Annotated in this window: 23 protein-coding genes; 11 read left to right on the forward strand and 12 right to left on the reverse strand. The window is 62.8% G+C overall.

Features of this window, described 5'->3' with window-relative positions; genetic code table 11:
- Nucleotides 1-91 precede the first annotated feature (91 nt).
- Complete coding sequence (queA, locus tag QOC89_RS16800; protein WP_323046044.1) at nt 92-1,150, reverse strand: tRNA preQ1(34) S-adenosylmethionine ribosyltransferase-isomerase QueA; 1,059 nt, start codon at nt 1,148-1,150, stop codon at nt 92-94.
- A 148-nt stretch (nt 1,151-1,298) separates the two neighbouring features.
- Here queA and recG point away from each other — a divergent pair, with 148 nt between their 5' ends.
- From recG to ubiA, 8 genes are all read left to right on the forward strand, one after another.
- Nucleotides 1,299-3,605, forward strand: a complete 2,307-nt coding sequence (gene recG, locus QOC89_RS16805) for an ATP-dependent DNA helicase RecG (RefSeq protein WP_323046045.1) — start codon at nt 1,299-1,301, stop codon at nt 3,603-3,605.
- Nucleotides 3,606-3,729: 124 nt separating this feature from the next.
- Complete coding sequence (locus QOC89_RS16810) at nt 3,730-4,689, forward strand: hydrogen peroxide-inducible genes activator (RefSeq protein WP_323046046.1); 960 nt, start codon at nt 3,730-3,732, stop codon at nt 4,687-4,689.
- A gap of 171 nt (nt 4,690-4,860) precedes the next feature.
- On the forward strand, nt 4,861-5,037 hold the full coding sequence (locus QOC89_RS16815) for a hypothetical protein (RefSeq protein WP_323046047.1): 177 nt from the start codon (nt 4,861-4,863) through the stop codon (nt 5,035-5,037).
- Nucleotides 5,038-5,106: 69 nt separating this feature from the next.
- Entirely contained in the window at nt 5,107-6,561 is a 1,455-nt protein-coding gene (locus tag QOC89_RS16820; RefSeq protein ID WP_323046048.1) for a catalase, read from the forward strand.
- 86 nt (nt 6,562-6,647) lie between these two features.
- Complete coding sequence (locus QOC89_RS16825; protein ID WP_323046049.1) at nt 6,648-6,809, forward strand: hypothetical protein; 162 nt, start codon at nt 6,648-6,650, stop codon at nt 6,807-6,809.
- Nucleotides 6,810-6,961: 152 nt separating this feature from the next.
- Nucleotides 6,962-7,450 (forward strand): Dps family protein, encoded by a 489-nt coding sequence (locus QOC89_RS16830; protein WP_006047907.1) that lies wholly within the window; start codon nt 6,962-6,964, stop codon nt 7,448-7,450.
- A gap of 54 nt (nt 7,451-7,504) precedes the next feature.
- Entirely contained in the window at nt 7,505-7,720 is a 216-nt protein-coding gene (locus QOC89_RS16835) for a hypothetical protein (RefSeq protein ID WP_323046050.1), read from the forward strand.
- Nucleotides 7,721-7,756: 36 nt separating this feature from the next.
- Entirely contained in the window at nt 7,757-8,620 is an 864-nt protein-coding gene (gene ubiA, locus QOC89_RS16840) for a 4-hydroxybenzoate octaprenyltransferase (protein ID WP_323046051.1), read from the forward strand.
- 199 nt (nt 8,621-8,819) lie between these two features.
- Here the strand turns inward: ubiA and proC are convergent, their stop codons facing one another.
- The 6 genes from proC to QOC89_RS16870 all read right to left on the reverse strand — a co-directional run bounded on the left by proC (nt 8,820) and on the right by QOC89_RS16870 (nt 16,270).
- Nucleotides 8,820-9,635 (reverse strand): pyrroline-5-carboxylate reductase, encoded by an 816-nt coding sequence (gene proC / locus QOC89_RS16845; protein WP_323046052.1) that lies wholly within the window; start codon nt 9,633-9,635, stop codon nt 8,820-8,822.
- 98 nt (nt 9,636-9,733) lie between these two features.
- Nucleotides 9,734-10,432, reverse strand: coding sequence for a YggS family pyridoxal phosphate-dependent enzyme (locus tag QOC89_RS16850; RefSeq protein WP_323046053.1), 699 nt, complete (start codon nt 10,430-10,432; stop codon nt 9,734-9,736).
- A gap of 145 nt (nt 10,433-10,577) precedes the next feature.
- Nucleotides 10,578-11,804 carry a glycolate oxidase subunit GlcF gene (gene glcF, locus QOC89_RS16855; protein ID WP_323046054.1) on the reverse strand — a complete coding sequence of 409 codons (1,227 nt, stop codon included), beginning with the start codon at nt 11,802-11,804 and terminating at the stop codon, nt 10,578-10,580.
- A gap of 8 nt (nt 11,805-11,812) precedes the next feature.
- Nucleotides 11,813-12,901: a glycolate oxidase subunit GlcE gene (glcE, locus tag QOC89_RS16860; protein ID WP_323046065.1), complete on the reverse strand. Its 1,089-nt coding sequence runs from the start codon at nt 12,899-12,901 to the stop codon at nt 11,813-11,815.
- A gap of 277 nt (nt 12,902-13,178) precedes the next feature.
- The gene (locus tag QOC89_RS16865) at nt 13,179-14,672 is read right to left on the reverse strand and encodes an FAD-linked oxidase C-terminal domain-containing protein (RefSeq protein WP_323046055.1); all 1,494 of its coding nucleotides are present in this window, start codon (nt 14,670-14,672) and stop codon (nt 13,179-13,181) included.
- A gap of 182 nt (nt 14,673-14,854) precedes the next feature.
- A complete protein-coding gene (locus QOC89_RS16870) occupies nt 14,855-16,270 on the reverse strand; it encodes an FAD-linked oxidase C-terminal domain-containing protein (RefSeq protein ID WP_323046056.1) in 1,416 nt (471 codons plus the stop codon).
- Between the two features lie 141 nt (nt 16,271-16,411).
- On the opposite strand from QOC89_RS16870, the gene QOC89_RS16875 reads away from it, so the two are divergent.
- The 3 genes from QOC89_RS16875 to hmpA all read left to right on the forward strand — a co-directional run bounded on the left by QOC89_RS16875 (nt 16,412) and on the right by hmpA (nt 18,414).
- On the forward strand, nt 16,412-16,543 hold the full coding sequence (locus QOC89_RS16875; RefSeq protein WP_323046057.1) for a hypothetical protein: 132 nt from the start codon (nt 16,412-16,414) through the stop codon (nt 16,541-16,543).
- 16 nt (nt 16,544-16,559) lie between these two features.
- Entirely contained in the window at nt 16,560-17,114 is a 555-nt protein-coding gene (locus tag QOC89_RS16880; protein WP_323046058.1) for a cob(I)yrinic acid a,c-diamide adenosyltransferase, read from the forward strand.
- 94 nt (nt 17,115-17,208) lie between these two features.
- Nucleotides 17,209-18,414, forward strand: coding sequence for an NO-inducible flavohemoprotein (gene hmpA / locus QOC89_RS16885; RefSeq protein WP_323046059.1), 1,206 nt, complete (start codon nt 17,209-17,211; stop codon nt 18,412-18,414).
- 49 nt (nt 18,415-18,463) lie between these two features.
- Here hmpA and QOC89_RS16890 read toward each other — a convergent pair whose 3' ends face one another.
- The 5 genes from QOC89_RS16890 to QOC89_RS16910 all read right to left on the reverse strand — a co-directional run.
- Nucleotides 18,464-18,796, reverse strand: a complete 333-nt coding sequence (locus QOC89_RS16890; RefSeq protein ID WP_323046060.1) for a helix-turn-helix domain-containing protein — start codon at nt 18,794-18,796, stop codon at nt 18,464-18,466.
- Nucleotides 18,797-18,799: 3 nt separating this feature from the next.
- Nucleotides 18,800-19,138: a type II toxin-antitoxin system RelE/ParE family toxin gene (locus QOC89_RS16895; protein ID WP_323046061.1), complete on the reverse strand. Its 339-nt coding sequence runs from the start codon at nt 19,136-19,138 to the stop codon at nt 18,800-18,802.
- 197 nt (nt 19,139-19,335) lie between these two features.
- Complete coding sequence (aroG, locus tag QOC89_RS16900; RefSeq protein WP_323046062.1) at nt 19,336-20,409, reverse strand: 3-deoxy-7-phosphoheptulonate synthase AroG; 1,074 nt, start codon at nt 20,407-20,409, stop codon at nt 19,336-19,338.
- Between the two features lie 405 nt (nt 20,410-20,814).
- Nucleotides 20,815-22,281, reverse strand: a complete 1,467-nt coding sequence (gene tldD / locus QOC89_RS16905) for a metalloprotease TldD (protein WP_323046063.1) — start codon at nt 22,279-22,281, stop codon at nt 20,815-20,817.
- Nucleotides 22,282-22,390: 109 nt separating this feature from the next.
- A partial coding sequence (locus QOC89_RS16910; protein ID WP_323046064.1) for a nitrilase-related carbon-nitrogen hydrolase occupies nt 22,391-22,878 on the reverse strand: 488 nt, incomplete at its 5' end.

Here is a 22,878-nt window from a genome sequence, read left to right on the forward strand (position 1 = left end):
ACATCGACGCAGCAAGGAGCGGCAGACTACCGCGCGCGCTGCCCGCACGCAACGCTATCGCGCGGAACAGCGCCGCGCGACATGGAACGGATCAGGCATCGCGCCGCGTCAGCAGCATCGCGTCGCCATAACTGAAAAACCGGTAACGCTGTTCGATCGCGTGCCGGTACGTCTCGCGAATCGTCTCGACGCCCGCGAACGCCGACACCAGCATCAGCAACGTCGACTTCGGCAAATGGAAATTGGTCACCAGCCGGTCGACCACGCGAAATTGATAGCCCGGCGTGATGAAAATGTCGGTTTCCGTGCTGGCCGCAGCGAGCGGGCGTCCGGCGGCTTCGGCATCGCGCGCGGCGGCTTCGAGTGCGCGCATCGACGTCGTGCCCACCGCGATCACGCGGTTGCCGCGCGCGTGCGTCGCCGCGATCTTGTCGGCGAGCGTTTGTGGCAGGTGATACCACTCGCTGTGCATCTTGTGCTCGGCGAGGTTTTCGACCCGCACCGGCTGGAACGTGCCCGCGCCGACGTGCAGCGTAAGCGTCGCGCGCTCTACCCCACGGGCGTCTAGCCGTGCGAGCAGCGCGTCGTCGAAGTGCAGGCCGGCGGTGGGCGCGGCCACCGCGCCCGGATTCTGCGCGAACACGGTCTGATAGCGGGATTCGTCGGTCGCGTCGGGATCGTGCTCGATGTAGGGCGGCAGCGGCAGGCGGCCGAATTGCTCGATCAGCGTCAGGCAGTCGGCGGGGAAATGCAGCGTGTAGAACGGCTCGACGCGTTCGCCGACCGTCACGTCGAACGCGTCGGCGAGACGGATCGCGGTGCCTGGCTGCGGGCTCTTGCTGGCGCGGATCTGCGCGAGCGCGGTGCGTTCGCCGGTCAGACGCTCTACCAGCACTTCGACCTTGCCGCCACTGGCCTTCTGGCCGAGGAAGCGCGCCTTCAGGACTTTGGTATCGTTGAAGACCAGCAGATCGCCGGGCGCGATGCACTCGGGCAACTCAGCAAAGCGGCGGTCGATCAGGCGCGCGGTGCCACCGGCATCCGCCTGGTTGGCCACTTCGAGCAAACGGCTGGCGCTGCGCTCGGGCAGCGCGACTTGCGCGATCAGTTCGGGTGGCAGATCGAAATCGAAATCGGAAAGCGTAAACATACGGACGACTGGAAGCGAATTGGGACTGAATTGAGCCGAAGCCGGAGCCGGGCGGCTATGATTGCGGGACGCCGGAGCGGCCCGCGAGCCCGCGCGCTGTATGGCGGCGACACCTTTGACAGCCGATATTGTACTTGCGAAGCAACCCATGCCTTTGTCCGACCGCCGATCGCCCTCCGCTACCGATGAAGCGAGCACCGAGCCGAAGCGCCGCGTCTCGCGGGGCAGAGCGGCGGCGGCGGGTGTGAACGACCTCGGCACGGGTGGCCCGTCGGAGAGCGAAAAAGCCGCGCGTCAAGACGAAATTGTTGACCCATTCGGTGACAAGCCCGCCGGCAAAGCCGCGGGCAAAGCCACTGGTAAGCCTGCCGCCAAGGCTGCCGCAAAACCCACCGCCAAGCCCGTCGACAAGCTAGCCAAACTCGGCCTCGCGCGCGACATCGATCTGGTCCTGCATCTGCCGATGCGCTACGAAGACGAGACCTCGCTGACGCCGATCGGGCATTTGCTGCCGGGCGGCATCGCGCAGACCGAGGGCGTGGTGTTCGACAACGAGATCGCCTATCGTCCGCGCCGCCAGTTGCTGGTGAAATTGCACGACGACGCCGGCGACGAACTCGTCCTCCGCTTTCTGAATTTCTACGGCTCGCAGGTCAAGCAGATGGCAATCGGCGCGCGGCTGCGAGTGCGCGGCGACGTGCGCGGCGGCTTCTTCGGCATGGAGATGGTGCACCCGGCGGTGCGGGTGGTCGACGAAGACACGCCGCTGCCGCAGGCGCTGACGCCGGTGTATCCGAGCACCGCGGGCGTGACCCAGGCGTATCTGCGCAAATCGATCGATAACGCGTTGTCGCGCACGTCGCTGCCGGAGCTGCTGCCCGAACCGATCGCGCAGGCTTATATGCAGCCGCTCGGCGTGCCGACGCTGATGGACGCCGTGCGCACGCTGCATCATCCGGGCGTGCAATCCGACGAGACCGCGCTGATCGACGGCACGCATCCGGCGTGGGTGCGTATCAAGTTCGAGGAATTGCTGGCGCAGCAGATGTCGCTCAAGCGCGCGCACGAAGAGCGTCGCACCCGTGCGGCGCCGGCCATGCCGCGCCGCAAGCTGGGCGATGAATCCGCGCTGGTGGCGCGTTTGCTGAAGGCGCTGCCATTTTCGCTGACGGCGGCGCAAGAGCGCGTGGGCGGCGAGATCGCGCTCGATCTGACCCAGCCTCATCCGATGCAGCGGCTGCTGCAGGGCGACGTTGGCAGCGGCAAGACGATCGTCGCCGCGCTGGCCGCCGCACAAGCGATCGACGCCGGCTACCAGGCCGCGCTGATGGCGCCGACCGAAATCCTCGCCGAACAGCACGCGCGCAAGTTGCGCGGCTGGCTGGAGCCGCTGGGCGTGAGCGTCGCGTGGCTCGCCGGCAGTCTGAAGACGAAGGACAAGCGCGCCGCGATCGAAGCGGCGGCGCTCGGCACGGCGCAACTCGTGATCGGCACGCACGCGATCATCCAGGACGCCGTCGAGTTCGCGCGGCTCGGGCTGGTGATCGTCGACGAACAGCATCGCTTCGGGGTGGCACAGCGTCTCGCCTTGCGCGCCAAGGCGCAGAACGCCGCCGACGGCGCGCGCGATTTCCAGCCGCATCAATTGATGATGTCGGCCACGCCGATTCCGCGCACGCTGGCGATGACCTATTACGCCGACCTCGACGTCTCGACCATCGACGAACTGCCGCCAGGACGCACGCCGATTCTGACCAAGCTGGTGTCGGACGCGCGGCGCGAAGAGGTGATCGGCCGCGTGCGTGAGGCCGCGTTGACGGGGCGGCAGGTGTATTGGGTGTGTCCGCTGATCGAGGAAAGCGAGACCTTGCAGTTGCAGACTGCGGTGGAAACCTACGAGACGCTGGTGGCCGCATTGCCCGAATTGAATGTCGGGCTGGTGCACGGGCGGCTCGCGCCGGCGGAGAAGGCGGCGGTCATGGAGGCGTTCACGCGCAACGAAGTGCAGTTACTGGTGGCGACGACGGTGATCGAAGTGGGTGTGGACGTGCCGAACGCGTCGCTGATGGTGATCGAGCATGCCGAGCGGTTTGGTCTTGCGCAGTTGCACCAGTTGCGCGGACGGGTGGGGCGCGGCAGCGCGGCTTCGGTTTGCGTGTTGTTGTATACGGGACCGCTGTCGATGACGGCGCGGGCCCGCTTGCAGACCATGCGGGAAACGACTGACGGCTTCGAAATCGCCCGGCGCGACCTCGAGATTCGCGGGCCGGGAGAATTTCTCGGTGCCCGGCAGTCGGGCGCCGCCATGTTGAGATTTGCCGATCTCGAGAATGACCAGTGGCTCATCGAGCCCGCCAGGGAAGCCGCGGCGGCTTTGCTCGACAAGTATCCCGAGGTGGTGATGCAGCATCTCGCCCGCTGGCTCGGGGCCCGGGAGCAATATCTGAAGGCTTGAGGACCGGTCTTTGACGGCAGACGCGACTGTGCGCCCCGCCTCCAGAAGACCAAAAGGTTGGCGAACCGACCCTATAGGTGTATAACTAGAACCTATCGAACTCATTGCACTGATTGGTCCCCTAATGACGCTCACCGAATTGAAATATATCGTCGCGGTTGCCCGCGAACGGCACTTCGGCCGGGCCGCCGAAGCGTGTTTCGTCAGCCAGCCGACCCTGTCGGTCGCCATCAAAAAGCTCGAAGACGAGCTCAACGTCCAGATTTTCGAACGCGGCACCAGCGAAGTCAGCGTCACGCCGATCGGCGAGCAGATCGTCACACAAGCTCAGCGCGTGCTCGAACAAACGCTCGCGATCAAGGAGATCGCCAAACAGGGCAAAGACCCGCTGGTCGGGCCGTTGCGCCTCGGCGTGATCTATACGATCGGACCGTATCTGCTGCCTACGCTCGTCAAACAGATGATCAAGCGCGTCCCGCAGATGCCGTTGATGCTGCAGGAAAATTACACGATCAAGCTGATCGAACTGCTCAAACAAGGCGAAATCGACGTCGCCATCATGGCGCTGCCGTTCCCGGAAACCGGCCTGATGCTGCGTCCGCTCTACGACGAACCGTTTGTCGTCGCGCTGCCGTCCGGACACGCATGGGAAAACCGCGCGAAGATCGAGGCCGAGGACCTCAAGCAGGAAACCATGCTGCTGCTCGGCAGCGGTCACTGCTTCCGCGACCATGTGCTGGGCGTTTGCCCTGAATTGATGCGTTTCTCGCAGAACGCGGACGGTATCCAGAAGACTTTCGAAGGTTCGTCGCTGGAAACCATTCGTCATATGGTGGCGAGTGGCGTCGGGATCACCGTGCTGCCGCGCATGTCGGTGAGTGAGGTCAGACCGCACGCCGGCGGTATCGACGCGGGCCTGCTCAGCTACGTCGCCTTTGGCGAACCGGCGCCGGATCGCCGCGTCGTGCTCGCCTGGCGCAAGAGCTTCACGCGCATGCCGGCTATCGAAGCGATCAGCGACGCCATCAACGCCTGCGATCTCACAGGCGTCAAAAAACTCGATCTGCCGGTCGCCGTCAACTGACCGACCCGGCCCCCTGCGGCCGTTGGCGGCTGTTCTTCACACAATTCAGCCAGGCTGCTGTCACGAAGCGGCTTGGCGGGGCAATTCCCTACGGGGAAAAGCCGCGACCTCTATGGAATAGATAAATTTAATCAAATACGACCATTCAATAGCTTTGTTATAGTTCCCTCCATGGATCGCCCGATCCGTTCAGACCTGGAGGAAATCATGACGCAAACAAAATCCCAGCCGGTCCAAACCGTTGCCACCGAATTCGCTCGCGCTGCCATCGGCAGCGTTGCCGCCTCGGTGCGCAGCCTGCGCACGGCCGCCTTGTCTCTGCTGGTCGATCGGGCGTTGTCTGCATAAGCCGTAAGCATCAGCGCGCCGCACCTATTCCCGCATTCGGTTTCGATAAAAGTCTCACAGGAGTTACGCATGTCCGAAAATAAGCTCACCAATGCAGCCGGCGCACCCGTCGCCGACAATCAGAATTCGATGACCGCCGGCGCGCGCGGTCCGGTCGTTCTGCAAGACGTCTGGCTGCTCGAAAAACTCGCTCACTTCGACCGCGAAGTGATTCCGGAACGCCGCGTTCATGCCAAGGGCTCGGGCGCATTCGGCACACTGAAGGTCACGCACGACATCTCGCGCTATACCAAGGCGAAAGTCTTCGCTCAGGTCGGCAAGGACACCCCGCTCTTCATGCGCTTTTCGACAGTGGCCGGCGAACGCGGCGCTGCCGACGCGGAACGCGACGTGCGCGGTTTCTCGATCAAGTTCTACACGGAAGAAGGCAATTGGGACGTGGTCGGCAACAACACGCCGGTGTTCTTCATTCGCGATCCGCTGAAGTTTCCTGACTTCATCCACACGCAAAAGCGTGACCCGTACTCCAACATGCGCAGCAATGTCGCCGCATGGGATTTCTGGTCGCGTCATCCGGAGTCGTTGCATCAGGTCACGATTCTGATGAGCGATCGCGGGATTCCGCAGAACTACCGCCAGATGCACGGTTTCGGTTCGCACACGTACTCGTTCATCAACGCGAACAACGAACGTTTCTGGGTGAAGTTCCACTTCAAGTCGATGCAAGGCATTAAGAACTTTACCGATGCCGAAGCGGCGCAAGTGGTGGCCCAGAACCGTGAAAGCGCGCAGCACGATCTGCTCACGAATATCGAAGCAGGCAACTTCCCGACATGGCGTTTTGCGATTCAGGTGATGCCGGAAGCGGAAGCCGCGGCCTATCGCTTCAATCCGTTCGACGTCACCAAGGTGTGGTCGCAGAAAGATTACCCGTTGATCGACGTCGGCACGATCGAGTTGAATCGCAACGCGGACAACTACTTCGCGGACGTGGAGCAGGCCGCGTTCTCGCCGGCCAATGCCGTGCCGGGGATTGCCTTCTCGCCGGACCGTCTGCTGCAAGGCCGTTTGTTCTCGTACGGCGACACGCAGCGCTATCGCCTCGGCATCAATCATCATCAGATTCCGGTGAATGCGCCGCGTGTGCCGAGCCCGCATTCGTTCCATCGCGACGGGGCGATGCGCACGGACGGCAACCTGGGTCGCAACGTCAACTACGAGCCGAACCGTTTCAGCGATTTCGCGCAGGACAGCAACGCGTCGGAGCCGCCCCTCGCAGCGGGGACGGTCGATCGTTACGACCATCGCCAGGACGGCGACTACTACACGCAGCCGGGTATGTTGTTCGCGCTCTTCGATGCGGCGCAACGTCAGCGTCTGTTCGGCAATATCGCGCGCCATATCAACGGCGTGCCGCAAGAGATCGTCGCGCGTCAGATCGAGCATTTCCGCCGTGCCGATCCGGCCTATGCGGAAGGTGTGATCGCCGCGCTGGCCGATCTTGCCGAAGGCGCCAGGAAGTAAGCAGTTGAGGTGTTCAGGAAGTGATGCAGCAGGGCGGGGCGCATCGGTGTCCCGCCGGAAATGATGCGAATCGAGGAAGCACGATCATGATCCAGATGATGAAGTCCAGCATTGGCAGCTCGCTTGCCGCACGCGGCGCGCGACAGCAGCAAGCATGGATGCTGCGCAAGGCAGCGGGATTCGTGATCGTCTCGAGCGGGCTCGCGGTGATCGTTGTACAAGCCCGGCAACACGCGCTCGGCGCGTGATCGAGCCGGGCTCCCGGATGCGGCAAGCGGCCACGCGTCACACGAACGCAGCGGCGTTCCAGGCTAAACTGTCGAGCGTTCGATATGCCGGGTTTGCTACCGCACATCGTCACTTTGCCGACCGGTTCGTATCACTTTTCAAAGGGTTCATCATGGCCAAGAAAGAAGCCGTACAGCACGTCAATATCGGTATCAGCGACAAGGATCGCAAGAAGATTGCAGAAGGTCTGTCGCGACTACTCGCCGACACCTACACGCTGTACCTGAAGACTCACAACTTCCACTGGAACGTGACGGGTCCGATGTTCAACACGCTGCACTTGATGTTCGAGACGCAGTACAACGAGCTGGCACTCGCGGTCGATTCGATCGCCGAACGTATCCGCGCGCTGGGCGTGCATGCGCCGGGCAGCTACAAGGATTTCGCAAAGCTGTCGTCGATTCCGGAAGCGGACGGCGTGCCGGCTGCGGAAGAAATGATTCGCCAGCTGGTGGAAGGCCAGGAAGCCGTCGTGCGTACCGCGCGCGCGATTTTCCCGTCGACGGAAGCCGCTAACGACGAGCCGACCGCCGACCTGCTGACGCAACGCATGCAGACGCACGAAAAGACTGCGTGGATGCTGCGCTCGATGCTGGCTTAAGCGTTCTGGGCGTTTCGCATGGGTTCAACATAGCGCATCGGCATTTGCGTTGGATTGAAAGACAAACAAAGCCTCCCTTCGTGGGAGGTTTTGTTTTTTGCGGCGCCGGTTTTTACGCTTGACGATGGCTTCGGGCTCGGGCTCGGGCTCGGGCTCGGCATCGGCATCGGCATCGGCATCGGCATCCGCATCGTTTTCGTTTCCGATTCGCAGGTCAAGCTTTTCGAGCCTAGCCTGGCCAGAAGGCCGCCTGCCGCCCGCATCCCGTAAAATAGCTGTACCGCCTGTACTTCACCGAATTCGCCCATGTTCGCCCGACTCCCTTTGTATCTGCGCCTCGTCCGCATGGACAAGCCGATCGGCAGCCTGCTTCTGCTGTGGCCGACGCTCAACGCGCTGTGGATTGCGTCCGACGGTCATCCGTCGTGGCCGCTGCTGGCGATCTTCACGGTGGGCACGGTGCTGATGCGTTCGGCGGGTTGCGCGATCAACGATTACGCGGACCGCGACTTCGATCGCTACGTGAAGCGTACGGAAAACCGGCCGATCACGTCGGGCAAGATCAAGGCCTGGGAAGCAGTGGCGCTGGCGGCCGGTTTGTCGCTGCTGGCGTTTCTGCTGATCTTGCCGCTGAATACGCTGACAAAGGAATTGTCGGTGGCGGCATTGTTCGTCGCCGGGTCATATCCGTTCACCAAGCGCTTCTTTGCAATTCCGCAGGCGTATCTGGGCATCGCGTTCGGTTTCGGCATTCCGATGGCGTTCGCCGCGATTCAGGATCACGTGCCGATGCTCGCCTGGGTGATGCTGCTGGCCAACGTGTTCTGGTCGGTTGCGTACGATACCGAATACGCGATGGTCGATCGCGACGACGACATCAAGATCGGCATCCGTACTTCGGCGCTGACTTTCGGCCGCTTCGACGTGGCGGCAATCATGCTGTGCTATGCGGCGACGCTCGGCATTTACGCCGGCATCGGCGTGATACTCGGTTTCGGTGTGTTGTACTGGTTGGGATGGCTTGCAGCAGTGGGCTGCGCGATCTATCACTACACGTTGATCCGCAACCGCGATCGGATGGCGTGCTTCGCGGCGTTCCGCCATAACAACTGGCTGGGCGGCGCGTTGTTTGTGGGCATTGCCGCGCATTACGCGGCGGCTTCGTTTTAATTCTGCAGGGCTTCTTCATGGCCCGCGCCACAGAAGCTGGCTGGTTTTAATTCTTCCGTGCTTCTTCGTACCACGGCCATATAAAGCGCTTCGGTTTGAACCGCGCCGCGCTGTCTCTCCTGCGCCGCCGACGCCGCCCCCGTTCGATCCGAGGCGCAGCGTCGTTCTACGCACATCTCTTCCAGACGCCTAACCGCGCTTACAACTTGCCGAGTTCGTCGCCCATTTCCTTGGCGCGCGCATTCGCGGCGAGCGCCCCGCGCACGATCGCGTCCTTGATCCCGTTTGCCTCGAACGACGCCAGCGCGGCCGCCGTGGTACCGCCCTTCGACGTCACGCGTTCGCGCAACAGGCTCAGCGGCTCGTCCGAATTCGCGGCCAATTGTGCCGCGCCGGTGAAGGTCGCGACCGCCAGCGCGCGGCCTTGCGCTTCATCCATGCCGAGTTGGCGCGCGGCTTCCTGCAGCGCTTCGATGAAATAAAACACGTAAGCGGGACCACTGCCCGAGATCGCGGTCACGGCGTCGATCTTCGCTTCGTCGTCGAACCAGACGGTTTCGCCGACTGCGCCCAGCACTTGCGACGCGAGCGCGCGGCCGGTTTCGTCGACGCTGCCGGTCGCGACCAGGCCCGTTACGCCCATGCCGATCAGCGCCGGCGTATTCGGCATCACGCGGACGATGCGGGCATGGCCGTTCAGCCAGCGTGACATGTCATCCATGCGAATGCCCGCGACAATGCTGATTACCAGTTGCGAGGCTTGCAGATGCGGCGCCAGCGTTTCGGCAACGCTCTTCAGAATCTGCGGCTTCACCGCCAGCACGACGGCGTCGTACGACGCGAGCGCGGCGTCCCCGGCGGCGCCGGTCTTGATGCCGAATTGCTGCTCATTGCGCTTGCGCGCGTCTTCGTTCGGGTCGATCGCGTACAGGTCAGCGGGCACGACGCCGCGTTTGATGAGGCCGCCGATCAACGCCGCGGCCATGTTGCCACCGCCGATAAAAGCAATTTTCATGATGGTCCGAAAGGTGGTCCGAAAGGTGGTCCGAAAGAGGGTCCGTGAGAGGGTCCGAAAGAGGGTCCGTGAGACGTCAGGAAGGAAGGCCTGAACGGTCAGTGAGAGTAATCTCGCGCGCCGAAGATCGCGGTGCCGACGCGTACGATCGTCGCGCCTTCCAGCACGGCCGCTTCGAGGTCGCTCGACATGCCCATCGAGAGCGTATCGAGTTCGAGGCCGTCATTGCGCAAACGCTCGAACAGTTCACGCAGATGCCGATGCGGCACGCGCTGCTCTTCGATGCCGCCGGCCGGTTCTGGAATCGCCATCAGGCCGCGCAGATTCAGCCTCGGCAGCGCGGCGATTTCCTGCGCAACCTCCACGGCCTCGGGAATGCTCACGCCGCTTTTCGATGCTTCGCCGCTAATGTTGACCTGCAGGCAAACGTTCAACGGCGGCAGGTTGTCGGGGCGTTGCTCCGACAGCCGTTGCGCGATCTTCAGGCGGTCGACCGAATGCACCCAGTCGAAGCTCTCCGCGACCGGCCGTGTCTTGTTCGATTGCAATGGTCCGATGAAATGCCATTCGAGCGCTGTTCGCAGATCGGCCAGCGCTTCGATTTTGGTGATGGCTTCCTGCACGTAGTTCTCACCGAACGCGCGTTGACCGGCTGCGTGAGCGGCGCGCACGTCTTCGGCGGGAAATGTCTTCGAGACTGCGAGGAGGGTGATTGAACGCGGGTCGCGTCCGGCCATCTGCGCGGCGAGGGCGATGCGTTGCCGCACCGCTTCGAGGTTATGAATCAGATCGGGCATGGAACGGAACCGGAAGTCCAGCGAAAGACAATGATCGAATTATACGGACGCCGCCGCTTCATGCCGCCGCGGGACGGCGAAGCCGTTCACGGTGATGTGCCGCAAGCCGCAAGCCGCATCCCGCGCCTGCATCAAATCGATCGCCTCAAGGGGACAGCATGTGCTCCACAAGTTCGATCCAGTGCGCGACCGGTGTAGAGGTGCCGCTTTGCAGATGGGCAATGCAACCCACGTTCGCCGACACGATCACCTGCGGCTCCTGCGCCTGAAGCCGTTCGAGTTTCTGATCGCGTAGCGCGTACGAGAGCTTGGGCTGCGTCAGCGAATAGGTGCCGGCCGAGCCGCAGCAGAGATGATTGTCGGCCGGCAGACGCACTTCCACGCCGAGCGCCGCCAGCAGATGCTCGACCTTGCCGCGCACCTGCTGACCATGCTGCAACGTGCACGGCGGATGGAACGCCACCGTATGGATCGCGCGGCGGCGCGTCACGGCGACGAGCGCCTCTTCGAACTCCGGCAGGATCTCCGCGACATCGCGCGTCAACTCGGTCACGCGGCGTGCCTTCTCCGCATACGCGGGATCGTTGCGCAGCAGATGCGCGTATTCCTTGACCGTCGCGCCGCAGCCGGACGCGTTCATCACGATCGCTTCCACGCCTTGTTCGATATAGGGCCACCACGCGTCGATGTTGGCGCGCAGGTCGTCGAGCGCTTCGTCGTTGTAGCCCAGGTGCAGACGGATCGCACCGCAACAGCCGGCTTCGGGCGCGATCAGCGTTTCCACGCCGAGCGCGTTGAGCACGCGCGCCGTCGCGACGTTGACGTTCGGCATCATCGACGGTTGCACGCAACCGGCGAGCATCAGCATCCTGCGTGGATGTTTCGCGGTCGGCCATTCGAGCGGACGCTGCCGCGCGGGTACCTTGTCGCGCAGTTTCTTGGGCAGAAGCGGGCGGACATGCTGACCGATGCGCATGGCCGGCGTGAACAGCGCGCTGTTCGGCAGGAAGCTCGCGAGCAGCCGGCGCAGCATCCGCTGACCGAGCGGACGCGTGACCTGTTCCTCGGTGATCTTGCGGCCGATCTCGACCAGTCTGCCGTATTGCACGCCGGACGGGCAGGTGGTTTCGCAACTGCGGCAGGTAAGGCAGCGGTCCAGATGCAGCTGCGTGCTACGCGTGACGGCGGCGCCTTCCACCATCTGCTTGATCAGATAGATGCGACCGCGCGGACCATCGAGTTCGTCGCCGAGTATCTGATAAGTCGGGCAGGTGGCCGTGCAAAAGCCGCAGTGCACGCAATTGCGCAGGATGGCGTCGGCTTCGTCGCCTTCGGGCGTGTTGCGAATGAAGTCCGCGAGGTTGGTTTGCATCGCGTCGCTCAGAAGTCGGGGTAGAGGCGGCCGCGGTTGAAGATGCGGGCCGGGTCGAAGGCATTTTTCAGGCCGCGATGGATTTTCATCAGCGGTGCGGGCAGCGGCGTGAAGACGCCGGCGCTGCGGTCGTAGCCGGGGCCGGTACGAAAGATGGTGGCGTGGCCACCCGCCTGTTTGGCGCTGATACGCACGGTTTGCGCGTCGGTGTCGGTGATCCACCAGCGTTGGCCGCCGCCCCATTCCATCAGTTGCGCGCCGGGCAATTGCAGCGGCTCGGTGATCGACGGCAGCGCGAGGCGCCAGAGCGCGGCCTTTGGCGGGATACCGGCAAAGAACGAGTCGGTCTGTTCGCGCAGGCCGGCCCAGAAGCGCTCCGCCTCCACGGCGTCGACGACTTCGCCGCCGAGCGCCGTGCGCGCCGTTTTGACCGCGGCTTCCGCGCCGGCCATCCGTACGGCCAGCGTGCCGTGGCGCCACGCGCTCGCGGTGATCGGCAGCGGCCGGCCGCCCCATTCGTTGAGCTTGCGGACCGCGTCGGTGCCATTCATGTCGAATTTGAGCGTGGCTTCGGCCTGTGGCAGCGGCAGCACTTTGACCGACAGTTCCAGAATCAGCCCAAGGGTGCCGAGCGAACCGGCCATCAAACGGGAGACGTCGTAACCGGCGACGTTCTTCACCACCTGGCCGCCGAAATGCAGTTTCTGGCCCTGGCCGTTCATGATGACGGCGCCCAGCACGAAGTCGCGCGCCGCGCCGGCGGCCGGGCGGCGCGGACCGGCAATGCCCGCCGCGATGCAGCCGCCGAAGGTAGCCTGCGGCCCGAAGTGGGGCGGCTCGAAGGCGAGCATCTGGTGGTGTTCGGCGAGCGCGGCCTCGATCTCCAGCAGCGGTGTGCCCGCGCGTGCCGTGATCACCAGTTCGGCTGGATCGTAGGCAATGATGCCGCGATAAGCGCGCGTGTCGAGGATGTCACCTTCCAGCGTCTGGCCGTACCAGTCTTTGGTGCCGCCGCCACGGATGCGCAATGTGCGCCCTTCGGCGCTGGCCGAACGCACGCGTTCGGACCAAACGGCGACGATGTCGTCCTCTTCCATGGTGCCCTGCTTCGTTGTGTTTCGATCGATTGTACCGGGCGGGGGCGCGCTGGCAACCCGGAGCGGACCCGCATCGGGTATCAGGGTGGATGCGGGGGAGCTGTGGTGGCGCGGGTTACGTGCGACGCGCTGGAGGCGTGAGTTATCCGGAGAAGAAGAGCACGGGCGGTGCGGCGCGCGTGATAGTGGAGAGAACGGAATTGCCAAGGGGCCGCGGGGCCGCCGCGCGCCTACGTCCGCGGCGTCGAACCCATAATCGCGGCGCCCCGCAGGCGCCTTAAAACCGCGGCAGGTCCGGATGCGGCAGCAGGCCGCCGCGCACATGCATCTTGCCGTACTCGGCGCAGCGCGCGCGGGTGGGGATACCCTTGTCGGGATTGAGCAGGCCCGGCGCGTCAAAGGCGCGTTTGACCGCATGGAACGCGTCGCGCTCTTCGGGTGAGAACTGCACGCACATCGAATTGATCTTCTCGATGCCCACGCCATGTTCGCCGGTCACCGTGCCGCCCAGTTCTACACACGCTTCGAGAATGTCGCAACCGAACGCCTCAGCTCGATGCCACTCGTCCACGTCGTTGCCGTTGAACAGAATCAACGGATGCATGTTGCCGTCGCCGGCGTGGAACACGTTGATGCAGCGCAGCCCGTATTTCTTCTCCATCACTTCAATGCGCGCCAGCAGCGGCCCGATACTGCGGCGCGGCACGGTGCCGTCCATGCAGTAATAGTCGGGTGAAATGCGGCCGGCGGCCGGAAACGCGTTCTTGCGCCCGGACCAGAAGCGCAGCCGTTCATTTTCCGAGCGCGAAATCTGGATGCGGGTTGCACCCTGTTCGCGCAACACGGCGGTCATGCGCACGATTTCGTCGGCGACTTCTTCAGGCGTGCCGTCGGATTCGCACAGCAGGATCGCCGCCGCGTCGAGGTCGTAGCCCGCATTGACGAACTCCTCGACGGCACGCGTGGCCGGTTTGTCCATCATCTCAAGACCGGCCGGAATGATGCCTGCTGCAATGATCCCGGCGACCGCGTCGCCGCCTCTCACGACATCGTCGAAGCTGGCCATGATGACTTGCGCCGTTTGTGGCTTCGGGATCAGCCTGACGGTGACTTCGGTGACGATTGCGAACATGCCTTCGCTGCCGATCAACACAGCGAGCAGGTCGAGCCCCGGCGCGTCGGGTGCGAGTGAACCGAATTCGACGATTTCGCCTTCCATGGTCACAGCGCGCACACGCAGCACGTTGTGGACGGTAAGGCCATATTTGAGGCAATGCACGCCGCCCGAATTTTCGGAGACGTTGCCGCCGATCGTGCAAGCGATTTGCGACGAGGGATCAGGTGCGTAGTAGAGACCGTATGGCGCGGCGGCTTCGGAAATCGACAGATTGCGCACGCCCGGTTGCACAGTCGCGGTACGTGCATACGAGTCGACTTCGACGATCTTGCGAAAGCGCGCGAGCGACACCACCACGCCGTGACGAATCGGCATCGCCCCGCCGGACAAACCGGTGCCCGCGCCGCGTGGCACGATCGGCACGTCGAGCCGGTGACAGATCTGTACGATGCGCTGCACCTGCGATTCCGTTTCCGGTAGAGCGACCGCCAGCGGCAGACGCCGATAGGCGGCGAGTCCGTCGCATTCGTAGGCGACCGTGTCTTCTTCGCGGTACAGCAGACAATGGGTCGGTAGCACGGCCATCAGCGCCTGCACGACTTCGCGCTGGCGCTGGGCCAGAACTTCGGCCGTCAGTTCGACGGGTGCGTTCATATGACTTGTCTCCTCGTGTCTTTCACGCTGCGTGCCCAGTCGAGCCTGGTTGTACAGCAGCCGGCGTTGCCGTTGCCTGCTGCCCGCAGCTCGTTGCCCGCTGTCCGTTGTCCGCTGTCCGCTGTCCGCTGTCCGCTGTTGTAACTGAGCTGAGCTGAGCTGAGCTGAGCTTCGATGACGCCTTATGCCGCCCAGGAAAAGATCTTGCCCGGGTTCATCAGATTGCGCGGATCGAGCGCGTGTTTGATGGAGCGCATCGTATCGACGGCGACTTCGCCGTGTTCCTCGAGCAGGAAGTTCATCTTATGCAGACCGACGCCGTGCTCACCCGTGCAGGTACCGTCCATGCGCAGCGCCCGTTGCACGATACGATGGTTCAGACGCTCGGCTTCGGCGAGCTCTTCCGGCTTGTTCGGATCGATCAGGATTGCGACATGGAAGTTGCCGTCGCCGACATGGCCGACGATCGGGCAGGGCAGCGGCGACGCGTTCAGATCCTGCTCCGTTTCCACCACGCATTCGGCGAGACGCGAGATCGGCACGCAGACGTCGGTTGTGACGGCGCGGCAGCCAGGCTTCAGTTGCAGCATCGCGAAATAGGCGTTGTGGCGCGCGTTCCACAGGCGGCTGCGGTCTTCCGGGCGAGTCGCCCATTCGAAGCCTTCGCCGGCATTCTGCGCGGCGAGTTCCTGCACCAGTTCGGCTTGCTCTTTGACGCCGGCCTCGGTGCCGTGGAATTCGAAAAAGAGCGTGGGCGCTTCACGCAACGTCAAATTCGAGTGCCGATTGATCGAGCGGATCGCTAGCGAGTCGACAAACTCGACTCGCGCAATCGGCACGCCCATCTGGATCGTTTCGATGACGGCGCGCACCGCGTCGCCCATCGACGGGAACGTGCAGACCGCAGCCGATACCGCTTCGGGCTGCGGATACAGACGCACGGTGATCTCGGTAATCACACCGAGCGTGCCCTCCGAGCCGACGAACAGACGCGTGAGGTCGTAACCCGCCGACGACTTGCGCGCCCGCGTGCCCGTTTTGATCACGCGGCCATCGGCCAGAACCACCGTCAGCCCGAGGACGTTTTCGCGCATCGTGCCGTAGCGTACGGCATTGGTGCCCGAGGCGCGCGTAGCCGACATGCCGCCGATGCTCGCGTCAGCGCCCGGGTCGATCGGGAAAAACAGGCCGGTGTCGCGCAGCGCCTCGTTCAACTGCTTGCGTGAGATGCCGGGTTCGACCGTGACGGTCAGGTCTTCGGCATTGATCGACAACACACGGTTCATTTCCGACAGATCGATCGACACGCCACCTTGCACCGCCAGCAGATGCCCTTCGAGCGACGAACCGTTGCCATATGGGATGATCGGCACATCGTACTGGCCGCATAGTTTGACGATGGTTCGCACGTCTTCCGTATTGCGTGCGAAGACGACGGCGTCGGGAAGTTGGGGGTCGAACGGCGATTCGTCGCGGCCGTGATGGGCACGCACGGCTTCTGCCGTGGACACGCGTTCGCCGAAAACGGCCTTGAGCGCTGTTAGCAACTCGGTGGGAAACGGTCGGCGCAGCGGGGCCGGCGGCACGGGATGGTTCACGCATGTCTCCTGATATTGGGGCGGAACTGTTCTACAGCACGTGCTTCATTTTACGCCGATCGCCTGCGGGACGGCGTCGAGGACCGCTGCGACTCCTATAATGGCGGCGGTCTTACGATGCGCGCAATATGGATAAACGCGGTGGCTGACGCGGGGGCTGACGCGGTGACTAACGCGGTGACCAACTCGGCGGTCTATCTGGTGGCCAACTTGCGGCTCGCTTACGGATTGGCCGGCTGGATTCGCCGCCGCCGACGCACCGTCACTGAATGAATGGATGGGAGACATCATGGGCAACCGCTTGAGCAAGATCGCCACCCGTACGGGCGACGACGGCACTACCGGCCTGGGCGACGGCCGCCGTGTACGCAAGGACAGCGCGCGCATTGCTGCGATCGGCGATGTCGATGAACTCAATTCGAATCTAGGCGTGTTGCTGTGCGAAACGCTGCCCGACAACGTGCGAGCGGCGCTGGTCGCGATTCAACACGATCTGTTCGATCTTGGCGGTGAACTCTGCATCCCCGGCCATACGATGATTACCGACAAACATCTCGGCCAACTCGACGACTGGCTGACCGACTACAACACGACCTTGCCGCCATTGAAGGAATTTATTCTGCCGGGCGGCTCGCGCGCGGCGGCCCTTGCGCATGTGTGCCGTACGGTGTGCCGACGCGCCGAACGGTCGATCGTCGCGCTGGGCGAAGACGAGGCGCTCAACGAGGCGCCGCGTCAATATGTGAACCGGCTGTCCGACCTGCTGTTCGTGCTGGCGCGCGTGCTCAATCGCGCGGACGGCGGCAGCGACGTGTTATGGCAACACGATCGTAGCGCCGGCTAACGCCCCTTTTTTCTTTTGATCACTGTGACAATCTGTCCCGGGCAAAACTTCTCCTTAAAGATGTAGTGTAAATGCATCTTTAAGGAGAAGAGTTATGACCACCCTCACCGCCGACCAGATCGCCCGTGTCAAAGCCACCGTTCCCGTGCTTGCCGCACACGGCACGACCATTACCAGGCATTTCTACAAGCGCATGTTCGCGCACCATCCTGAGTTGAAAAACGTGTTCAACCAGACGCACCAGAAGAGCGGCAGCCAGCCGGAGTCACTGGCCAAGGCCCTGTATGCGTATGCCGCCAATATCGACAACCTCGGCGCGCTGGGCCCGACCGTCTCGCGAATCGCCCATAAGCATGCGAGCATGAACATCCGCCCGGAGCACTACCCGATCGTAGGACGCCACTTGTTGGGCGCGATCGTTGATGTGCTCGGCGACGCCGTCGATCAGGAGACGCTTGGCGCATGGCAAGTCGCTTACGGGCAGCTTGCGGATATCTTCATCGGTACGGAGGAGAAGCTCTACGAAGGCGCGGCCTGGAGCGGCTTTCGTCCGTTCAAGGTTGCGCGCAAGGAAGTGGAGAGCGACGAGATCACGTCGTTCTATCTGACGCCTGCCGACGGCTCACCGGTCTGCGGCTTCGAGCCTGGCCAGTATCTGAGCGTGAAGCGTTTCGTGGATGAACTCGGTGTCGATCAGCCGCGGCAATACAGTTTGTCGGATGCGCCGAACGGTAATTGGCTGCGTATCTCGGTGAAGCGCGAGGCCGGTCGCGAAGACACGGCGCCCGGCCATGTATCGAACCTCCTGCACGACGGCGTGGACGCGGGCGCGGTGGTGCATGTCAGCGCGCCAATGGGCGATTTCACGCTGGACCGCAAGAAAACGACCCCCGTGGTGCTGATGAGCGGCGGCGTTGGCGTGACGCCAATGACCTCGATGCTGTCCACTTTACTGGCCGAGCAGAGCGAGCGCAGCGTGAGCTTCGTGCATGCCTGCCGCAACGGCCGCGTGCACGCGTTTAGGCAGTGGCTTAATGACACGGCCGCGGCGCATCCCAACGTCACGCGCGCAGTGTTTTACGAGGCCATTGAAGCGTGCGATCGCGCCGGTATCGACTACGATTTCGAAGGCCGCCTGGACCTCGCGAAAATCGCCGACAAGGTGATCGTTCCTGACGCGGATTACTACATCTGCGGGCCAGTACCGTTCATGCGCGCGCAATGCGAGGCATTGGCTGCGCTCGGTGTGGATGCGGCGCGGATCCACACGGAAGTGTTCGGTTCGGGCGTAGTGCACTGAGGCGCGGGCGCATGGCAACCCGAGCGCGAAAGCGCAGGGCCCATGCGCATTACCCAACCGCCAGCGTGACCGGCTTGCCAATCCGGCTCATCATTTCGACCAGGGTGTCGATTGTGAACTTGGTGGTTTTCTTGTTGACCACGTCAGACACGCGCGGACGCGACACCATCAGGATCTCGGCCGCCTCGGCCTGTTTCAGATGATGCTGTTCGATCCAGCTGGACAGCTCGGTCATCAACTGTTGCTTGAGGAGCCGCGTGTCGTTGATCTGCTTTTGCGATGCGACATGCAAGCGCTTTGCCTCTTCGGCGGAAAAGCCGAGTTCGAGAAACAGGTTTGCGCCCGGTTTTGTTACGTGACGGATTTTCGTGTCGATCGTCATTTGTTAAGTTTTCCTATCATTAATGATGGCGCGGTACCGCGTCTCGGCAATCCTTCTATCGTGCGGGCTTAACTTCTGCGTTTTCTTCTGGAAGCAATGCAGCACGTAGAGTGCTTCCACAAACTTGGTGACATACATCACGCAGTAAATGCCGTCAGCTTCCCTGATGCGAATCTCGCGCGTTCCGGCGCCGATCGAATCAAACGGCTTCCAGTCGTCTGGGTCCAGAGCTGCCTGAATCTTGCCAAGCTGAAACCCTGCGCGGCGACCCGGTTCTTCGGGAAAGGCGAGTAAATCGTGATAGCTGGAGCCCATCCAGCGAATTTCTTTTTCATGCTGCATAGCCGCCTTTCATGTACAAAATTTTATACGTAACACCCATCCAGGTCAAGTCATATCCGACCCGGCAACGAGTTGTTACGGTACAGAGGCGGCTCGTTGAGCACCATTCGTCCGTTCGGCTAACAAAAAACCCGGCTGGATGAGCCGGGTTTTCGTTGAGCCAACTACAGCGATGCGCCAAGGCGCGCAGAGGCTTTTTAATTGCCGCTGCCGCGCGCCACGCGCCGTTGCTTGACTGCTTCGGCAAGACCCTCTAGCACGGCGATGCTTTCATCCCAGCCGATGCACGCATCGGTGATGCTTTGGCCATACGTCAGCGCGCAGCCTTCCTGCAGATCCTGACGGCCTGCCACCAGATGCGACTCCACCATGACGCCGACAATCCGTTCGTCACCCGAAGCAATCTGGCGCCCAATATCCGCGCACACAGGAATCTGGTTCTCGTGCTTCTTCGAGCTGTTCGCATGGCTCGCGTCGATCATCAGACGCGCCGCGAGACCCGCCTTGCCGATGTCGGCGCATGCCGCATTGACGCTGTCCGCATCATAGTTCGGCGTCTTGCCGCCGCGCAGGATGATGTGGCAGTCCTCGTTGCCGGCGGTCGAGACGATCGCCGAGTGGCCGCCCTTCGTGACCGACAGGAAATGGTGCGGCTGTGACGCGGCCTTGATTGCGTCGACGGCGATCTTGACGTTGCCGTCCGTGCCGTTCTTGAAGCCGACTGGGCACGACAGTCCCGAAGCCAGTTCGCGGTGCACTTGCGACTCGGTCGTCCGTGCGCCGATCGCGCCCCACGAGATCAGATCGGCGATGTACTGCGGGCTGATCATGTCGAGGTATTCGGTGCCGGCCGGCAGACCGAGCTCGTTGATACGCAGCAACAGCTCGCGCGCGGTGCGCAGGCCGTCATTGATCTTGAAGCTGTTGTCCATGTGCGGGTCGTTGATGAGACCCTTCCAGCCCACCGTCGTACGCGGCTTTTCGAAGTACACCCGCATCACGATTTCGAGTTCGCCGGCGAAGCGCTTGCGCTGCTCGACCAGACGCCCGGCGTATTCCAGCGCCGCCTTCGTATCGTGAATCGAGCATGGTCCGATGATGACGATCAGACGGTCTTCCATACCGTGCAGGATGCGATGCATTGCGTTGCGCGAGTTGTAGATCACGTCGGACACCGTTTCGTCGCAAGCGAATTCGCGGATCAGGTGAGCGGGCGGCGTGAGTTCTTTCAATTCGCGAATGCGGACATCGTCGGTGTTATGCGGGGGCATGCTGGTTCTCCTGAATCGGGTCGTAGCGTGTTCGCGCGGGCAACGAAGGCTGGGATCAGACAACAATCAGGCAGCGATGCCAGGGCGGACAACAATCAAAAAAGTTTTAACGGCAAAAGTTTCAAAGATGTGAGGCGAAAAAAAACCGCCAGGCTAGCTGGCGGTTTTCGTGAATTCTGAGTGTCTTGCGTGCACTAACACCCCTCTCGATCCGCCAGCGGTCTGAGATGCCAAAAAAAGTAAAAGTAAAACTTGGCGGACATAGCGGAAATAGGTCGCTGGTCAAAAAGGGTGAGTGACTTTATAACCCGGGCAAGCTCGGCTGACAAGCTGCAAGGGGTAAAAATGCGGTAAATCCGCATACTTCAAGCATTTCATGCACGAAGTATGCGTGTACATCCAAAATCAGGCGGTGCCCCCGACCGTCATCCGGTCAATGCGCAGGGTCGGTTGACCGACACCCACCGGCACGCTCTGGCCTTCCTTGCCACACACGCCGACGCCCGAATCGAGCTTCATGTCATTGCCGATCATGCTCACGTACTTGAGCGATTCCGGGCCGCTGCCGATCAGCGTCGCGCCCTTGACGGGGTAGGTGACCTTGCCGTTTTCGATCATGTACGCCTCGGAGGCCGAGAACACGAACTTACCGTTCGTGATGTCGACCTGGCCGCCGCCAAAGTTCACCGCGTACAAACCGTTCTTCACGGAAGCGAGGATTTCCTGCGGGTCCTTGTCGCCGTTGAGCATGTACGTGTTGGTCATGCGCGGCATCGGCAGCGCGGCGTACGACTCGCGGCGCGCATTGCCCGTGACCGGCATTTTCATCAGGCGCGCGTTCAGCGTGTCCTGGATGTAGCCTTTCAGGATGCCGTCTTCGATCAGCGTCGTGCACTGGGTGGGATTGCCTTCGTCGTCGATGTTCAGCGAGCCGCGGCGGTTCGGCAGCGTGCCGTCGTCGACCACCGTCACGCCCTTCGCTGCCACCCGTTCGCCGATGCGCCCCGCAAATGCCGACGATCCCTTGCGGTTGAAGTCGCCTTCGAGGCCGTGGCCGATCGCTTCGTGCAGCAGCACGCCGGGCCAGCCCGGGCCGAGGACCACGGTCATCGCGCCGGCCGGGGCCGGGCGGGCGTCGAGGTTCACGAGCGCTGCATGCACGGCGTCGTCGACATAGCCCGACAGCACTTCGTCGGTGAAGTAGCCGTAGTCGAAGCGGCCGCCGCCGCCGCCGCTGCCGATTTCGCGGCGGCCGTTCTGTTCGGCGATCACCGTGACCGACACGCGCACGAGCGGACGGATATCGGCCGCAAAGCCGCCGTCGCTGCGCGCGACCAGCACCACGTCGTATTCGCCGGCGAGGCCCGCCATGACTTGCTGGATGCGCGGGTCACGGCCGCGCGCCATCTGTTCGATGCGCTCGAGCAGCTTGACCTTGGCGGTTGCGTCGAGTGAATGCAGCGGATCGGAGGGCAGGTACAGATCGCGCCCGGCGATGCCGGTCAGCGACGAGGCCACCTTGATCTTCTGCTTGCCGCCGCCCACCTTGGCGATCGAACGGGTGGCGAGCGCCGCCTGGCGGATCGCTTCGGGCGACAGGTCGTCCGAATAGGCGAAAGCCGTGCGATCGCCCGACACGGCGCGCACACCCACGCCCTGATCGATGCTGAAGCTGCCCGACTTCACGATGCCTTCTTCGAGACTCCACGCCTCGCTACGCGTGTACTGGAAGTACAGGTCGGCGTAATCGATCTTGTGCGTGAAGATTTCGGCGAGCGTGCGGGTGAGCAGGGATTCGTCGAGACCGTAGGGCGTCAGGAGGATGTCCTTGGCGGTGGCGAGATTACGGATACCGGGTTCGATGATGTTCATGCGAAGGATGTTCTGCTCAATACGAAGGATTCGGTTAGCGCCGCTGTCACGATCACTATATGAGTGGACGGCGCCGCAGTTTCAATGTGCGGCTTCTGGATTCGATGCATCAACTCAGCACGCGGTGACGCCAGGCGGGCAGACTCTGCCGCACTTCGCCGATGCGCGCACGTTCGAGATTGCCGGCCACCACGCCGGCGCCTTCGTCGCGCACCGCGACGATTTCGCCCCACGGGTCGACCAGCATGCTGTGGCCCCATGTCCGGCGGCCGTTTTCATGTTTGCCGCCTTGCGCGGCGGCCAGCACGTAACACTGGTTTTCGACCGCCCGGGCGCGTAGCAGCATTTCCCAATGCGCGCGGCCGGTGGTGTACGTGAACGCCGACGGCACCACGATCAGCGCGCAGTCGCCCATGCGCCGGTACAGCTCCGGAAAGCGCAGATCGTAGCAGACCGACAGACCGACCCGGCCGAACGGCGCCTCGAAGGTGCGGACTTCGCCGCCGGGGCAAATGGTGCGTGCCTCGTCGAACGATTCCTCGCCTTTTTCGAAGTTGAACAGATGGATCTTGTCGTAGCGCGCGGCCTCGTTGCCTT

Origin of the sequence: Paraburkholderia sp. (assembly GCF_034668105.1) — a bacterium.
In the GTDB taxonomy this organism is placed as follows: domain Bacteria; phylum Pseudomonadota; class Gammaproteobacteria; order Burkholderiales; family Burkholderiaceae; genus Paraburkholderia.

Coding starts and splice junctions, on each gene's coding strand:
- queA (WP_323046044.1), bottom strand. CDS start 1,150: ATGTTTACGCTTTCCGATTTCGATTTCGATCTGCCACCCGAACTGATC.
- recG (WP_323046045.1), top strand. CDS start 1,299: ATGCCTTTGTCCGACCGCCGATCGCCCTCCGCTACCGATGAAGCGAGC.
- QOC89_RS16810 (WP_323046046.1), top strand. CDS start 3,730: ATGACGCTCACCGAATTGAAATATATCGTCGCGGTTGCCCGCGAACGG.
- QOC89_RS16815 (WP_323046047.1), top strand. CDS start 4,861: ATGGATCGCCCGATCCGTTCAGACCTGGAGGAAATCATGACGCAAACA.
- QOC89_RS16820 (WP_323046048.1), top strand. CDS start 5,107: ATGTCCGAAAATAAGCTCACCAATGCAGCCGGCGCACCCGTCGCCGAC.
- QOC89_RS16825 (WP_323046049.1), top strand. CDS start 6,648: ATGATCCAGATGATGAAGTCCAGCATTGGCAGCTCGCTTGCCGCACGC.
- QOC89_RS16830 (WP_006047907.1), top strand. CDS start 6,962: ATGGCCAAGAAAGAAGCCGTACAGCACGTCAATATCGGTATCAGCGAC.
- ubiA (WP_323046051.1), top strand. CDS start 7,757: ATGTTCGCCCGACTCCCTTTGTATCTGCGCCTCGTCCGCATGGACAAG.
- proC (WP_323046052.1), bottom strand. CDS start 9,635: ATGAAAATTGCTTTTATCGGCGGTGGCAACATGGCCGCGGCGTTGATC.
- QOC89_RS16850 (WP_323046053.1), bottom strand. CDS start 10,432: ATGCCCGATCTGATTCATAACCTCGAAGCGGTGCGGCAACGCATCGCC.
- glcF (WP_323046054.1), bottom strand. CDS start 11,804: ATGCAAACCAACCTCGCGGACTTCATTCGCAACACGCCCGAAGGCGAC.
- glcE (WP_323046065.1), bottom strand. CDS start 12,901: ATGGAAGAGGACGACATCGTCGCCGTTTGGTCCGAACGCGTGCGTTCG.
- QOC89_RS16865 (WP_323046055.1), bottom strand. CDS start 14,672: ATGAACGCACCCGTCGAACTGACGGCCGAAGTTCTGGCCCAGCGCCAG.
- QOC89_RS16880 (WP_323046058.1), top strand. CDS start 16,560: ATGGGCAACCGCTTGAGCAAGATCGCCACCCGTACGGGCGACGACGGC.
- hmpA (WP_323046059.1), top strand. CDS start 17,209: ATGACCACCCTCACCGCCGACCAGATCGCCCGTGTCAAAGCCACCGTT.
- QOC89_RS16890 (WP_323046060.1), bottom strand. CDS start 18,796: ATGACGATCGACACGAAAATCCGTCACGTAACAAAACCGGGCGCAAAC.
- QOC89_RS16895 (WP_323046061.1), bottom strand. CDS start 19,138: ATGCAGCATGAAAAAGAAATTCGCTGGATGGGCTCCAGCTATCACGAT.
- aroG (WP_323046062.1), bottom strand. CDS start 20,409: ATGCCCCCGCATAACACCGACGATGTCCGCATTCGCGAATTGAAAGAA.
- tldD (WP_323046063.1), bottom strand. CDS start 22,281: ATGAACATCATCGAACCCGGTATCCGTAATCTCGCCACCGCCAAGGAC.